This is a genomic window from Streptomyces sp. NPDC043876, from assembly GCF_056435825.1.
The window spans coordinates 498688-514578 of the sequence record NZ_JBWKDV010000007.1; the positions used below are offsets into that span (position 1 = coordinate 498688).

Annotated in this window: 9 protein-coding genes; 5 read left to right on the forward strand and 4 right to left on the reverse strand. The window is 74.9% G+C overall.

Going from position 1 to position 15891, the window contains the following annotated elements:
- Positions 1–324 precede the first annotated feature (324 nt).
- Positions 325–2583 (forward strand): asparagine synthase-related protein, encoded by a 2259-nt coding sequence (locus tag AC0693_RS24145; protein WP_478802823.1) that lies wholly within the window; start codon positions 325–327, stop codon positions 2581–2583.
- 693 nt (positions 2584–3276) lie between these two features.
- Positions 3277–6765: an ATP-binding protein gene (locus AC0693_RS24150; RefSeq protein ID WP_478802824.1), complete on the forward strand. Its 3489-nt coding sequence runs from the start codon at positions 3277–3279 to the stop codon at positions 6763–6765.
- Here the strand turns inward: AC0693_RS24150 and AC0693_RS24155 are convergent.
- Positions 6752–8677, reverse strand: a complete 1926-nt coding sequence (locus AC0693_RS24155; RefSeq protein ID WP_478802825.1) for a sigma-70 family RNA polymerase sigma factor — start codon at positions 8675–8677, stop codon at positions 6752–6754. The genes AC0693_RS24150 and AC0693_RS24155 overlap by 14 nt on opposite strands.
- Before the next feature lie 333 nt (positions 8678–9010).
- A complete protein-coding gene (locus AC0693_RS24160; RefSeq protein ID WP_469319887.1) occupies positions 9011–9793 on the reverse strand; it encodes a TetR/AcrR family transcriptional regulator in 783 nt (260 codons plus the stop codon).
- 342 nt (positions 9794–10135) lie between these two features.
- Here AC0693_RS24160 and AC0693_RS24165 point away from each other — a divergent pair, with 342 nt between their 5' ends.
- Positions 10136–11551 carry an NAD(P)/FAD-dependent oxidoreductase gene (locus tag AC0693_RS24165; RefSeq protein WP_478802826.1) on the forward strand — a complete coding sequence of 472 codons (1416 nt, stop codon included), beginning with the start codon at positions 10136–10138 and terminating at the stop codon, positions 11549–11551.
- 131 nt (positions 11552–11682) lie between these two features.
- Positions 11683–13452: an ATP-binding SpoIIE family protein phosphatase gene (locus AC0693_RS24170; RefSeq protein ID WP_478802841.1), complete on the forward strand. Its 1770-nt coding sequence runs from the start codon at positions 11683–11685 to the stop codon at positions 13450–13452.
- 71 nt (positions 13453–13523) lie between these two features.
- On the opposite strand, the gene AC0693_RS24175 is transcribed toward AC0693_RS24170, so the two are convergent.
- A complete protein-coding gene (locus AC0693_RS24175; RefSeq protein ID WP_356403640.1) occupies positions 13524–14813 on the reverse strand; it encodes an MFS transporter in 1290 nt (429 codons plus the stop codon).
- Positions 14814–14937: 124 nt separating this feature from the next.
- On the opposite strand from AC0693_RS24175, the gene AC0693_RS24180 reads away from it, so the two are divergent.
- Entirely contained in the window at positions 14938–15465 is a 528-nt protein-coding gene (locus AC0693_RS24180; protein ID WP_356403643.1) for a MarR family winged helix-turn-helix transcriptional regulator, read from the forward strand.
- Positions 15466–15652: 187 nt separating this feature from the next.
- Here AC0693_RS24180 and AC0693_RS24185 read toward each other — a convergent pair.
- The coding region (locus AC0693_RS24185; protein ID WP_478802827.1) for a hypothetical protein at positions 15653–15891 on the reverse strand (239 nt) is incomplete at its 5' end.

Here is a 15891-nt window from a genome sequence, read left to right on the forward strand (position 1 = left end):
CCCGGCGCGTGGATCCGGCGGGCCGTAAGACGCCGCCGCCCCAGTCCCCGCGGGCGTCGGTACGGTCCGGGAGGTGGACGCCGCTTCCCGGGCCGCGCTCGCGCCAAGGCGCCCGGGGCGGCTGAAGAATGGCTGAAACCGACCTATGGGGCGGGGGGCACGGAACGCCAAATACCGCGTGCGTGGGGCGTGTTCGTTTGCATGTGCGCCCCCCTTAACCCCTCTCGCACGCCTGTCTCGTGGCAGCATGGACCCGAGCCACCCGGGGTCCTGCCGTCCGGCCGTCCGGCCCCGGTCACGTGCCCACAGGCTGGGGAGACGGCTATGCGGTGGTTGGTGGGCTGGAGCAGTATCGCCGCAAGCTTCGGCACGGCCGGACGGGTCGGCGAGCCCGCCCGGGGGTCCGACGGGCCGCGCGGCGGCCTCGCGGACGCCCCGCGCGCCTCGTACGCCGCCCCGCCCCCCTACGGCTCGACGGGTTTCGACCGCGGCGCCTCCCCCGACCAGGGCGCCTACGGCGCCTACGGCGAGCCCGACGAATACAGCGAACGCACCTTCCACCCCGTCGGAGCCCAACTCCTGTGGGGCGACCCCGACCCCTTGTGGGCGGTCGGCGACTGGCGCCCCGACGAGATCCGCACCATCACCGCCGACCCCGCCGACCCCTTCACCCGGCTCGCCGTCCTCGGCTGCTGCGGCGCCGGCGACGCCGAACTGCGCCGCGCCCTGTACGCCGCCCGCGGCGGCGCCCTGCGCCACCTCACCCAGTGGCCCGGCAGCTACACCGCCGTCGTCCAGGCCGGCCGCCGGATCACCGTCGTCGGCGACCTCGCGGGCGCCCGGCCCGTCTTCTACACCCCCTGGGCGGCCGGAACGGCGTACGCCACCGCGGCCCTCCCGCTCGCCGACCTGATCGAGGCCCAGCTCGACATCGGCCACCTCGCCGCGCTGCTGGCCTGCCCCGACAGCCCCGAGGCACTGGGCGACGGCACACCGTACGCGGGGGTCCGCCGGATCCCGCCCGGGCACGCGCTCATCCTGCGCGAGGGCTCCCGCGAGATCACCGGGTACGAGCCCGTCGCCTCCCTCGCCGTCGCCGCCCCCGAGATGGAACCGGGGGCCGCGACCGAGGGCGTACGGGAAGCACTGGTCGACGCGGTGCGCGCCCGGCTCACGGCGCCCCGCCATGCCCCCGACACCGTCTCCCACGACCCCGGACCGGTGCCCGGAATGGGCCCCGCCGACCGTCGCGCCGCCCGCGGCGCCCCCGCGCCCGGCGTGGGCGCCGACCTCTCCGGCGGCAGCGCCTCCGCCACCCTCGCCCTCCTCGCCGCAGGACTGCCCGGCGCCCCCGGCACGGTCCTCGGCCACGGCTCGGGCGCCGGTGAACGCCTGCTCGCCGTCACCTTCAACGACCTCACCACCCCCCGGGGCCGCGAGGGCGACCTCGAACGCGCCCACGCCATCGCCGCCGACCCCCGCCTCCACCACGTCGTCGTGGCCGCCGCCGAAGAGGCCCTCCCGTACGCCGACCTCGACGGCCCGCTCACCGACGAACCCGGCCCCTCCCTCGTCCTCGCCGCCCGAGACCGGCGCCGGCTGGCGGCGGGCAGCGCCGACCACTTCGTCGGCCACGGCGCCCGCCAGGTCCTGGACGCGCACCCCGCCCGGCTGGCCGACCTCCTCATGGACCGCCGCAGACGCCACCTGCTGCGCCCGGTCGCAGCCCTGGCCCGCTCGGCCGGCGCGGAAGGCCGGTCCGCCGGCCCGTCCCTGCTGGTCCCCCTCACCGTGTACGCCGCCGCCCGCCGCCTCGCCCGCACGCCCTACCGCGCCGGCATGGAAGAGGCCGCCGCCCGGCTCCGCGAAGGCCGCCTGCCCGGCGGCGCGGCCACCCCGCTCGACGCCTCCCTCGCCGCCCTCACCTGGTGCCGGCCCGGCCCCGCCGCGAGCTGGCTGACCGGCGAAGCCCTCGCCGAGGTCGCCGTCCGGCTCGCCACCGCCGCCGGTCGCCCCCCGCTCTCGCTGCGGCCCGGCGAGGCCCGCGCCCGCTCGGTCCTGGCCCGCCACGCCGCCGACCACCGGGTCTTCGAACAGGCCGTGGAGGTCCGCAGCCAGCGCCTGCACGCCCCCTTCCTCGACAACCAGGTCGTCCGCGCCGCCCGCGCCCTCCCCGAATCCCTGCGCGTCCAGCCGGGCGCCCGTGCCGCGATCCTGCGCACCGTCCTCGCGGGTACGGGCGTACGCGCCCTCCCGCCCGGCTGGGGCGCCCCCGCCCACGCCGCGAACGAGAGCGCGGTCCGCCTCGGCCTGCGCGCCGCCCTGGACCCGCTGCTGGCCCTCTTCACCGCCCCGCTGCTGGCCGACGCGGGCCTGATCGAGGCCCGGGTCATCCAGCAGGCCCTCATCGACGCCGCCGACGGCCACCCGGTCCCGCTGGACGGCCTCGCGGAACTCGTCTCGGTCGAACTCTGGCTCCGCCGCCTCCTGTCGCGCCGCGGCACCTGCTGGACGGGCACCTCCTCCCCCCGCCGCCGAGCCGTCCCCACAGGCGTCCCCCTCCGCCGCCCGGCCTTGTCCTGACCCGGGCCGGCCGGCGTGGCCGGGGCCTTGGGCGGCCGCTGCCTGCGGCTGCCCGGCGCGTGCCCTACCGGTGCCCCGGGCGGAGGCGCGGGGTGCGGGCCGGGGGCGTGTGCCCCGCTGGTGCCTCCGGCGGGCCCTCAAGCGCCGGGCGGGCTGGGTGTGGCTGGCCACGGCTTGCCCCTGGCGCGGCGGCGGGCCCGGCTGTTTGCGGGCGTCGGCCCCACTCGTGCCTCCGGCGGGCCCTCAAACGCCGGGCGGGCTGGATTCGCCCCGTCCGCGGCAGCGACGACCTCGGCTGGCCCAGCAAATCCAGCCCGTCCGGCGTTTGAGGACCGGGTCCGGGCGGAGCCCGGTTTCGGGAAGGGGCGGGTAGGGGACCAGCCCCGCGCAGCGGCCCACCCCCGGCCCGTTCATCACCCCGGCCCACCCGACGCCGGGCCCGGTGCAGGGGCCGACCAGGGAGCCCGCGCCCCCTGGGACACCCCGGCCCCGCACCCCGGCCCTCCCCGCGGCCCCGGGTGGCCAGGGAGCCCGCACCCCGGGGCCAACACCCCGGCCCCGGCCCCGGGACAGGGCCGACCAAGGCGCCCGCGCCCAAGGCCAACGCCCCGCCCCCGCGCAGCGGCCCACCCCGCGGCCCCCGCCCCGGGCCCACTCACCCACCCGCCCCACCGGCCAAGGCAAAATGACCCCGTGCGGTACCTGATCCTCGGCACCACCCAAGCCCGTGACGCATCCGGCGCCCCCCTCCCCGTCAACGGCGCCCGCCTCCGCGCCCTCCTCGCCGCCCTCGCACTCCGGGCCGGCGGCCCCGCCGTCCCGGTATCCGTCCTCGTGGACGAGGTCTGGGGCGAGGACCCGCCCCAGGACGCCCCCGCCGCCCTGCAGGCCCTGGCCTCCCGGCTGCGCCGCGCCCTCGGTGGCAAGGACACCGTCCAGGCCGACCCCACCGGCGGCTACCGCCTCGACGCCACCCCGGAGGACGTCGACCTGTACGTGTTCCAACGCCTCGCCCGCCAAGCCGCGCTTGCCCTCGCCACCCCCGACCCCGCTCCCGCCGCGTCGCCCGACCCCGCATCCCCCACCGGCCCCCCGGCCACACACCCGGAACCGCGGACCACCACCGCCACCACCGCCACCACCCCCGCCACCCCCGCCCAAACCCTCCGCACCGCCCTCTCCCTCTGGCGCGGCCCCGCCCTCGCGGACCTCCCCGACCCCGCCACCCGCGCCACCCACGCCACCCGGCCGGAGGCCCAGCGCACCGCCGCCCTCCGCGACCTCATCGAGGCCGAACTCCGCACCCCCGCCACCGATCCGGCCACCCTCCTCCCGGAGATCGAGGCGCTGATCGCGGCCCACCCCTACGACGAGAAGCTGCGCGTCCAGCAGCTCCGCGCCCTGCGCGGTGCGGGCCGCACCGCCGACGCCCTCGCCGCCTACGACCGCACCCGCCGCGCCCTCGCCGAAGGCCTCGGAACCGACCCCGGCCCGGAACTCACCGCCCTCCACGCCGACCTCCTGCGCCCCGATCCGGCCCCCGCCTCCCGGCACACCCCCGCATCCCCGCCCCCCACCGACCGCCGCGGCAACCTCCGCCCCCGCCTCACCTCCTTCGTCGGTCGCGAGCCCGAACTCGCCGCCATCCAGGCCGATTTGGACCGCTCACGCCTGGTCACCCTCACCGGCCCCGGCGGCTCCGGAAAGACCCGCCTCGCCGAACACGCCGCCGCCCAGCACGCAGCGCGCACCGCCCAGCACGCCGCCCGCACCGGCGAGGCCGCCCCCGCCGAACCGGCCTGGCTGGTCGAACTGGCCCGCCTGGACCACCCGGCGGCCGTCCCCGCCGCCGTGCTCAGCGCCCTCGGCCTGCGCGACACCGCCCTCGTCGGCCGCGACAAGCCCACGGCCCAGGACCCCACCACCCAGCTCCTGGACCACTGCGCCCAGCGCCGCCTCCTCCTCGTCCTCGACAACTGCGAGCACGTCATCGGCGCCGCCGCCGAACTGGCCGAGCGGCTCCTCACCCACTGCCCGGGCGTCCGCATCCTGGCCACCAGCCGCGAACCCCTCGGTGTGCCCGGGGAGACCGTCCGCCCCGTCGAACCCCTGCCGCCCGACCCCGCGCACCGGCTCTTCGCCGACCGCGGGGCCGCTGCCCGGCCCGGCTTCGCCGTCGCCGACGATCCGGCCGCCGTCGCCGAGATCTGCCGTCGTCTGGACGGTCTGCCGCTGGCCATCGAGCTGGCGGCGGCGCGGTTGCGGCTGCTGACCCCGCGGCAGATCGCGGACCGGCTGGACAACCGTTTCCGTCTGCTGACCAGTGGGAGCCGTACGGTGCTGCCGCGCCAGCAGACCCTGCGGGCGGTGGTGGACTGGTCCTGGGAGCTGCTGGACGCGTCCGAACGTACGGTCCTGGCCCGGCTGTCCGTCTTCGCGGGCGGCTGCGACCTCACTGCCGCCGAAGCCGTCTGCGCCCACGACGGCGACGGCGAAGACGGCGCCAAAACCACCGGCATCCCCGCTGCCCCCGCTGCCCCCGACGTAGCCCACGTCCTCGGCGCCCTGGTCGACAAGTCCCTCGTCCTGGCCGAACCCGGCCCGGCACCCGCCACCATGCGCTACCGCATGCTGGAGACCATCCACGAGTACGCCGCCGAACGCGCCGCGGAGGACCCCGCCGACCGGGCCGCCACCGCCCGCCGCCACGCTGACCACTTCACGGCCCTCGCGGAAGAAGCGGAACCCCGCCTGCGTTCCGCCGAGCAGCTGCCCTGGATCGCCCGGCTGGAGACGGAACTCGACAACCTCCGCGCCGCCTTCACCGCCGCTGTCTCGGGCCCTGCCCGGGCCCCCGGCACCGGCCCCCGCCCCGACACCGAAACCGCCCAGCGGCTCGCCTTCGCCCTCGGCTGGTTCTGGTGGCTGCGCAACTACCGTTCCGAGGGCGGCGACTGGACCGCCCGGGTGATCGCCCTCGACCCCGTGGAGCCGGCGCCCGACACCCCCGCGTACTGGCGCTGGATGCGCCTCCAGCTGCTCCACGTGTTCCTCGTCGCGGAGACCCGTCCGCTCGCGGAGTTCCGTACGCCCGAACGCATCGCCCTCGCCGAGCGCCTCCAGCGGGCCTTCCGCCGCAGCGGCCCGGAGACCGCCCGCTTCCCCGGCATGATGTGGCCGCTCACCTGCTACCTCACCGGTGACGCCCTCGACTTCCACGCCGGACTCGACGAGACCGTCGCCAACTGCCGCCGGTACGGGGGCGAATGGGAACTCGGGGTGACCCTCATGCTCCGTACGCACGTCGCCGTCGACATCACCGGCGGGCTGCCGACCATCGACGCCGACCTGGCCGAACTGCACGAGATAGCCCGCCGCGTCGGTGACCGCTGGACCCGCGCGCAGGTCTCCAGCGCCGCGGGCGAGGTCGCGCTCTCCCGCGGCCAGTACGACTGGGCGCGCGCCGAGTACGAGGAGTGCCTGCGGCTCGCCCGGGAGGTCGGCACCGACTTCGAGGCGCCGTTCGCGCTCGCCCGGATCGCGGAGACCGCCTACTGCACGGGCGACGCGGCCGGCGCCGAGCGGCTGCTGGCGGAGGCGGAGGCCGGGGCGCGGGAGTCCGGCGTCACCGACGTGCACGCCTTCTCCCGGCTGCTCGCCGGGATGATCGCGCTGGACCAGGGCGATCCGGCCCGGGCGCGCGCCGCGTACGACCAGGCCCTGAGCGTCTCGCTCCGCTCGCCCGTACCGGCGCAGTTCTCCGCGGGCCTGGGCAACCTGGAGGCCCGCCTCAAGGGGCTGGAGGAGGACCCGGCCGCCGGACTGGCCGTGCTCGCGCCGACCCTGGAAGCGGCGGTCACCGGGCACTGCGCGGAGCGGGTGCTGGCGGCGCTCGCGGAGACGGCCGCGTGGCTGCTGGCCGACGCGGGCCGGGCCGCCGAGTCCGTACGGGCGCTGGCGGCGGCCACCGCGTGGCGCGGCGGGTGGCCCCGGTCCGTACCCGAGGAGGCGTTCGTGCGCGGGCTGCCGGACCGCACCCGGGCGGTCCTGGGCGCGCAGGCCCACGACCGCGAGGCGGCGGCCGGGGCGGCCCTGTCCCCCCGGGCCGTCCTCAGCACGCTGCTCGAAGCGGCAGCACCCGACCCCGCGCCCCAGGAAGGTGCGGGCCTCACGGACAGCTGATCACCGCGTCCGCCCAGGAGGCGAGGGTGAGGTCCGTGTACCGGTCGGCGTGCTCCACGACCAGCCGCAGCGTCTTGCGGCCCCGCAGCCCGACCTCGACCGGCACCGCGGGGTCCCCGTAGGAGAGGGCGGCGGACCGCCACAGCCGCACCCCGTCGCCGTAGACGGAGAACCGCACCGCGCCGTCACCCGGCAGCGACAGCCCGTCCACCCCGGCCCGCGCCGAGAACGCGCTGCACCTGCGGTTCAGGGTGATCTCCACCGAGGAACGGGCGTTGACGGTGATCCCCTGCGCGAACCGCCGCTCGCCGACCACCAGCCCCCACCGCTGCCACACCCAGCTGCTGCGCCAGGTCTGCACCTCGGGGCCCGTGTGGTCGCCGAGTACGGACTGACCCAGCCGCACCAGCTGGTACCCGGCGGCCGGTGCGGGCGGCGGCGTCGGCAGGGGCCGGGAGGGACTCGGCGCCGGCCGCGCCGGTCCCGGCTTCGCGGGAGCCGCCTTGGACAGCGTGGGCGAGGCCCGCGGCGGGCGCGGGGCCGCGCTCCGCGGAGACGGTACGGGCTTCCGCGCGACCGGCGGCTCCGGCGCGGGCGCCGCGGGCTTCGGCGGGAGCGGAGCCGGAGCCTGCGGGACCACGGGCGCCACCGCGGGTGGCTTCGGCGCCACCCGGGCCTGCGGCTTCGCATCGTCCCCGGCCAGCGCGAACACCACCCCGGCCGCGGCGGCGACCACGACCCCGGCGGCGATCGCGGCCTTGGCGGGCAGGCCGAGCCCCTCGGAGGCCAGCGCCCCCGCACCCGACCCCGCCCCGGCCCCCGCACCCGCCGCACCGGCACCGGCCGTCGAACCACCCGCGGCAGCGGCGGCCGCGCCCGCGCCCCCGGCCGCCACGACCCCGCCGGCCACCACCCCGGCCGCCTTGACCGCGTACCCGGCGGCGAACCACCCGATGACCGCGACCGGAAGCAGCGCCGGGATCCCGGCATTGACGTCCTTCAGCTCACCGGCCACCAGCCGGCACTTCACGCACTCCTCCAGGTGCCCCCGCAACCCCCGCTCGGCCCGCATCCGCAGCCCGCCCCGGGCGTAGGCGCCGAGCCGGTCGGCGTAGCGGGCGCAGTCCCCGCCCTCGCTCAGCGCGGTGCTCACGTGGGCCTGGAGGTAGGCCTGCTTGAGCCCCTCCCGGGCCCGGCTGGCCAGCACCGCGGTGGCATTGGCGGTCAGCCCGAACAGCGGGGCGATCGCGCTCGGCGACGCCTCCTCGACGGTGGTGTGCCACAGCACGGCCTGCCACCGCTCGGGCAGGCTGCGGAAGGCCTGCATGGCCAGTGACTGCTCGGCCGCGTGCATGGCGCGGACGTCCGCGCCCAGTTCGAGGGTGTCGGCGCCGGGCGCCAGTCCCGTCCCGGCCTCGGCTCCCGTTCCGGCCTGCTCCGCGAACAGCGCGAAGTCCTCGACGAGTTGCTCGCGCCTGGCGGTCTTCGCCCAGGTCGCGGCGACCCTGCGGACGGTGGTGAGGAGGTAGGCGCGCACGGCCTGGTCGGGCCCGGCCCCGCCGCGCACCGCCTGGAGGGTCCGGGCGAACACCTCGGCGGTCAGGTCGTCGGCCGTGTGGCCGTCCCGGCAGCAGGAGCGGGCGTAGCGGCGTACGGAATCGGCGTGCCGACGGAACAGCTCCTCGTAGGACCCGTCGTCGCCGGCCCGCATCCGGGCGATCAACTCGGCGTCCGAGGGCGGTGGTTCCGTCCCGGAAGCGCTCAGGGAGCCGGAGCTGCGCCCGCCGCCCGGCTCGCGCTGGGCCGGGACCTGTTCGGCCGGGGACTGACGGGCCGCCGGCGCTGCCGCGTCGGCTTCGCCGCCGGGACCCGCGGCTCCGGAGACCGGATCTTCGCGCCCGTCAACGCTCATCGCGCAAGCCCCCGCAGGACACACTCAACCGGTACACCGATCCAGCGTGTCACACGGCGACCACGCTCCGGGGCCGCTCCGGAGTTCATCCACTCATCCGGGCACGATCCGGCCCGTTCCCGTGTCCTGGCCCGTTCGTTCGAGTGAGGACCGTCCGAGGAGCCCCGCCCCGGATTCACCCGGGAAGCCGAGCGCGCGGACGGAGGATGTGCGGCGGGCCCTCCGGTCACCCGGCGGCCCCGCCGCACTCCTGTCACCCGACGAAGGCCGACTCGGCCGCACCCACCCGGCCGCAGCACCGCGGCCGCATCCGTACGGACGGCACGCGCCGACTCAGACGGTCCGCGACCGCAGCCCCTCCAGCAGGATGTCGAGCAGCCGGGCCGAAGCGGCCGCCTGCTGGGCCGGGTCGGGCAGCGCGGGCGCCGCCGTCGCTATGACCAGCAGGACATCGGCCACCGTCACGTCACGGCGCAGCTCACCGGCCTCCCGGGCGCGGTCGACCAGCCGGCCGACGACCTCCAGGAGCGCACCGGAGCCCGAGTCCTCCGACGGCTCGTCGTCGAGCTGCGTACGCCCGCCCACGACCCGCAGGTCCGGCTGGCCGCCGACCACGGTGGCCTGCCGCTGCTGCGGCACCCGCGCCGTGTCCACGGCCTCCAGGACGTCCTGACCGTCCTCGTCGGCCGCGCCGACCCGCAGCACCTGCGGCGGCAGCAGCCGCCCGGCGCCCGAGGCGACGGAGGTGCGCAGGAAGCGCGACAGCGCCTGCCAGGGCTCCTCCTCCTGGCCGAGCGCGGCCCGTGCCTGCTCGGTCAGCCGGGAGGTCTCCTCCTCGGCTATGCGCCGGACCAGTACGTCCTTGCTCGGGAAGCGCCGGTAGACGGTGCCGACACCGACGCGGGCGCGCCGCGCGACGTCTTCCATCGGAGCCCCGTAGCCCAGCTCGCCGAACACCTCGCGCGCGGCGCGCAGGACGTGTTCGAGGTTGCGCTGTGCGTCGACCCGCAGGGGCGTGGAACGGCCCACGCCGTGCGAGGTGCCGCCGGCCATCACGCGACTGGCGCTCTCGGCCGAGAGCGCGGTCGCAGAGCCATGGAAATCGGAAATGTTCATATGTTTCCCCCGGTAATCATTTGTCTCCCCCCGGAGACAGTCCCCGCCTTCGTGTCGAGGGGGGCCACGGTCATGTGGGCCCGGTCGTAACTCCTCGACGGGCTACGAACATAGTTGAGCCAGACTCAATTCAGAAGAGGCAGCCCCGTACGGACCATCGCCCGATCGGAGCATCGACCCCCACTTTTCCGTTCCAAGCCCCCGGAATTACCCGTTCCGCACTGCCTGACCTGCGCACCTCACCCCCCAACGGCACCTCCCGACCGGCCGCCCCCGGCCCCACCTCCGGTCACACAATGTGTCGGGCCTGTGGACAAACTCCCGGCCACGTTGCGTCATGGGATGGTGAAGGCTGCTAACTCCCGGGGCACGGCCCCCGGCACCCCGCCCCGGACACGCATCCTCGTCGTCGGCGGCGGGTACGTCGGCATGTACACGGCGCTCCGGCTCCAGCGAAGGCTGAGAGCCGACGAGGCCGAGGTCACGGTGGTCACCCCCGAGCCGTACATGACCTACCAGCCGTTCCTGCCCGAAGCGGCCGCCGGCTCCATCTCGCCCCGCCACGTCGTCGTACCGCTGCGCCGCGTGCTGAACCGCTGCCGCATCGTCATCGGCGAGGCCCGGAGCATCGACCACGCGAAACGGACCGCGACCGTCACCACCCTCGCCACCGACGAGGAGGGCACCGGCGCCATCGAGATCGAGTACGACGAGATCGTCATCGCCCCCGGCTCCGTGTCCCGCACCCTCCCCATCCCGGGACTCGCCGAGTACGCCATCGGCTTCAAGACCGTCGAAGAGGCCATCGGCCTGCGCAACCACGTCATCGAGCAGATGGACATCGCCTCCTCGACCCGCGATCCCGCCATCCGCGACGCCGCCCTCACCTTCGTCTTCGTCGGCGGCGGCTACGCGGGCGTCGAGGCACTCGCCGAGCTCGAGGACATGGCCCGCTACGCCGCCCGGTACTACCACAACGTCACACCCGAAGACATGAAATGGGTGCTGGTGGAAGCCAGTGACCGGATCCTCCCCGAAGTCGGCCCCGAAATGGGCAAATACACGATCAGGGAACTGCGCGCCCGCAACATCGACCTGCGCCTGGAGACCCGGCTCGAATCCTGCGAGAACCGCGTCGCCGTCCTCAGCGACGGCGCCCGCTTCCCCACCCGCACCGTCGTGTGGACCGCCGGCGTCAAACCCCACCCCGTCCTCGCCGCATCGGACCTGCCCCGCACCGAGCGCGGCCGGCTCGACTGCACCGCCTTCCTCACCGTCGCGGGCGTCGAACACGCCTGGGCCGCCGGCGACGCGGCCGCCGTCCCCGACATCACCGCCGCCGCGGGCACCGAATGCGCCCCCAACGCGCAGCACGCCGTCCGCCAGGCCAAGGTCCTCGCCGACAACCTGGTGCACGCCCTGCGCGACGAAGTGCTCACCGAGTACGCGCACAAGTACGCCGGCTCCGTCGCCTCCCTCGGCCTCCACAAGGGCGTCGCCCACGTCTACGGCCGCAAGCTCAAGGGCTACCCCGCTTGGCTGATGCACCGCGGCTACCACCTCAGCCGCGTCCCCACCTTCAACCGCAAGATGCGCGTCCTCGCCGAATGGACCCTCTCCGGGCTCTTCAAGCGTGAGATCGTCTCCCTCGGCTCCCTCGAACACCCCAGGGCCGAATTCGAACTCGCCGCGGGCGGCGGACCCAAGGCCCCGCCGCCCCCGTCCGCCCCCAACCCCCCGAAGGACGACCAGCGCTGACGTCGCCAGTGCGGTCGGCCACACGGGACGTGTGACCATAGGTGGGCTCACACCTGCACAGAGTGACGCCGCCCGGCGACCGAGCACGAGCGATGTAGCGACCAATAGCGACACCACGAGGCTTGAACGCAGTGAACTTCACGCGCTGGAGCGCCCGGTTTCCCGGAACGCAGCGCCGCGCCGCCGCCCGGACCGAACACGCCGCAGCCCAGGCCAAGCGGGGCGAAGGCTCCGTCCCGGCGGCCCGCGGCGGCCGCGCCGAGCCTCCGGGCACCGGCCCCGGCCCCGAACGGACCCCGTCCACCCCGGGCGGCGGACCCGCCGCCCCCGCCGCCCCCGCGGACCCCACCGTCTGCGGAACGGGCACCGGCTCCGCCGCCGCGCTCGCCGCGGTGCCCTCCCTCGACCTGCTCTCCGTACGCGAGGTCCTCGGCTGCCTCCCGGCCCGCGTCGCCCTCGTCCACGGCCCCGAGCACCGCATCGCCTACGTCAACGACGCCTACACCACTGGCTTCGGGCCCCGCCCCACCGGCGCCGCGGCCCGCGAAGCCCTGCCCGAGATCGACGAGCTGGGGCTGCTCCCGCTCCTCGACCAGGTCCTGCGCAGCGGCAAGCCCCGTACCGCCAAGAACCGCAGGGCACCCGGCGGCAGTTCCTACACCGCCACCTGCACCCCCGTGGAATTCCCCGAGACCGACGGCGCGGACCGCAGCGCCGGCGTCCTGATCCACCTCGCCGACGTCACCGACCACGCCGAAGCCGTCGACCGGCTGCGCACCGCCGAGCGCCGCCAGCGCGAAGCCGTCGTCACCCTCCAGCGCTCCCTGCTCCCCCAGGAGCTCGAACAGCCCGACGACCTGCGCATCGCCGCCACCTACCAGCCCGGCGGCACCGAAGCCGCCGTCGGCGGCGACTGGTACGACGTCATCACCCTCGGCGCAGGCCGCACCGCCCTCGTCATCGGCGACGTGATGGGCCGCGGCGTCCGCGCCGCCGCCGTCATGGGCCAGCTGCGCACGGCCGTCCGCGCCTACGCCCGGCTCGACCTGCCCCCGCACGAGGTGCTCCAGCTCCTCGACGGACTCGCCGCCGAGATCGACGCCAGCCAGATCGCCACCTGCGTGTACGCCGTCCACGACCCCAGTGAAGGCCTGCTCGCCTACGCCTCCGCCGGCCACCTGCCCATCCTGGTCCGCGACGAGGACGGCACCGTCCGGCGCGCCGCCGACCCCACCGGGCCCCCGCTCGGCACCGGCGGCTGGCTGCACACCAGCGGCACCATCGCCCTCGGGCCCGGCTCCACCGCCGTCCTCTACACCGACGGCCTGGTCGAACGCCGGGGCGAGGACATCGACGAGGGCGTGGCCGCCCTGGAACGCGCCCTCTCCGGCGCCCTGGGCACCCCCGCCGTCATCTGCGACCGCCTGATGCGCGCGCTGGGCGTGGACGCCGACCACGACGACGACGTCGCCGTGATGGTCGTCCAGCAGCCCGCCCGCATCGGCACGGACGCGGAGCTGTTCCACAACGCGGCCCTGGAACTGCTGGGCGGCATCGAGGCGGCTCCCCGGGCCCGCGCCTTCGCCCAGGGCGTCCTCGCCTCCTGGCGCTTCCCGGTCGAACTGTGCGACCTCGGGGTGCTGGCCGCCAGCGAACTCGTGGCCAACTCCCTCCAGCACGGCACCCCGCCGATGCGCCTGCGGCTGCGCCGCACGGACCGCCGCCTGATCATCGAGGTCACCGACGGGGACGACCACCTCCCGCGCCGCCGCCGCGCCGAACCGGCCGACGAGAGCGGACGCGGCATCTCCATCGTCGCGACCATCGCCTCCTCGTGGGGCACCCGCCGCACCCCGGGCGGCAAGGCCGTCTGGTGCGAGTTCGCCCTGCCGGGCACGTAGTGCTGTAGCCGGACGCACGGAAGGCCCGGTCCACCGGACCGGGCCTTCCGTCGTACGCGCTCGCTCTCCCGCTACGCCGACACGGGCTCGGCGACGGGGACGGCCCGCGGGACCGGCACCGCGGCCGGCACACCCTTGAGCAGCGACGGGTTGTCCTGCACCGGCGTCAGCTTCCCGCCCAGCCGCAGCGCCAGCCAGGCGATCCCGAGCGAGACCACGACGAAGATCCCGATGTAGAGCATCGGCACGCCCGCGCCGACCGGCACGCCCAGCGGACCGAGGGCCAAGGCCATCTGCTTGACCAGGGCGAACGCCGAGTTGTACTGACCGACGGAACCCTCCGGCGCCAGGTCGGCCACCAGCGGAGCCAGCGTCGGCGACAGCATGGCCTCGCCGATGCCGAAGAGGGCGTAGGTCGCGATGAACGCGGCGGCGGCCATCATCGCGCTGCCGTGCCCCAGGCCCGAGAACCCGGCTATGAGCCAGGCACCCGTCCAGATCACACCGACCAGCGCGATGACCCGCGACCGGCGCCGCTTCTCGACCAGCCGCAGCACCACGAACTGCGCCACGACGATCGCACCGGTGTTGGCGGCCAGCGCGAAGCCGAGGGTCGAGGGGGATATCCCGGCGGCCTCGGTACCGAAGGCGGCCAGACCCGACTCGAACTGTCCGTAGCAAGCGAAGAAGATCACGAAGCCCAGCACGCAGAGCTGGACCATCGCCTTGTGCTCCAGCAGCCGCTTCCAGCCGCTCCCGCCGGACTGGGCGGGGTCCTTCGGCACCGCGTCCTTGATGCTCGGCGCGTGCGGCATCCGCACGGTGGCGATCACGCCCGCCAGCACCAGGAACATCACGGCCTCGATGCCGAACAGCAGGGTGAAGCTGCCGGGACGGTCCACGTCCACGATCTGGCCGCCGATGAGGCCGCCTATGCCCAGGCCCAGGTTCTGCATGAAGAACTGCAGCGCGAAGGCACGCGTACGCGTGCTCGGGGTGGAGCACCACACGATCATCGTGGCCAGCGCGGGCTGCATGACCGCCTGACCGGCACCCAGCGCCAGGGCCGAGACCAGGATCGGTACGACGCCGCTCGACAGCCCCAGCGACATCGCGCCCAGCGACGCGGCGACCGCGGCGCCCATGACCACGGGGACGGGCCCGCGCCGGTCGATGACCCGGCCGGTGAGGGGCAGTGCGAGCAGAGCGCCCAGCGCGAACGCCACGAAAGCGCACGTCGCGGTGGCCGCCCCGAGATCCCGCACCTGCGCCACGTAGATGTAGAGGAACGGAACCGTGAAGCCGATCCCGAACGCCGTCAGCGCGTTGCCGGCCTGGATCCGCCGCATCGCAGCGCCCATCACCCTGGTCACTTCTCACCTGCCTTCACTACTGAAGCCTGAAGACTTCATACCTAAAGTTCGATGCTTAACTCTACACATCGAAGGAGTTAGATGCCAATGGGCTCGTGCCATACTTCGGTCCATGGGTGACACCCCCGACGGAGCCACGCCCGTCCACGAGCCGAGCCTCGACGAGCAGATCGCCCGCTACCAGCGCGAATTCCAGGACCTCGACCCCCAGGTCGAGAAGGTCGTGTCGGCGCTGAGCCGCCTCAACCGCCGGATGAACGTCGCGTACGGACGCCAGACGGCGGCCCTGGGCATCAGCAACGCCGAGTGGGAGGTCCTCAAGGCCCTCGTGCTGGCGGGCGACCCGTACCGGATGGGCCCGAGCGAGCTGGCGAAGCAGCTGGGCCTCACGCCGGCCGCGATGACCCACCGGATCGACCGCATGACCGCGGACGGCCTGGTGACCCGCGAGCGCGACGAGTCCAACCGGGTCAGGGTGATCGTGGAGCTGACGAACGAGGGCCGCAGCAAGTGGCTCGACGCGATGCGCGCGGCCACGGTCTTCGAGGAGGACCTCCTCCAGGACCTCTCCACCCTGGAGCGCGCCCTCCTCGGCGACATCCTCACGCGCCTGCTGGACCGGGTCGAAGGCCTCCAGTAGCCCGCCCGGACCGGCACGGGAAGCCGGTTTGACACCAAGCCCGTGGATCCGTAAGGTTCTTCGAGTTGTCCCGGAGCCGGAACGGTTCTGTGACAGCAGATCACGCCGCCTCGTAGCGGCACCCAACTCAGCACGATCTCCCACCGGGAACGAATTCGGCATGCCCGAATTCATTTCCAAGGCCCGATTATGAGCCGCCCGGGAAATCCGCTAGAGTTCGGGAGTCGGAACGGCCCAACAGCCGGAAAGACAAACCCCGCTGACCGGGGGTCAGGCCCGAAAGGATCTGATAGAGTCGGAAACGAAGAACGAAGCCCGGAGGAAAACCCGAGAGGGTGAGTACGAAGGAAGCGTCCGTTCCTTGAGAACTCAACAGCGTGCCAAAAATCAACGCCAGAAGTTGATACCCCGTCCACTTCGGTGGAT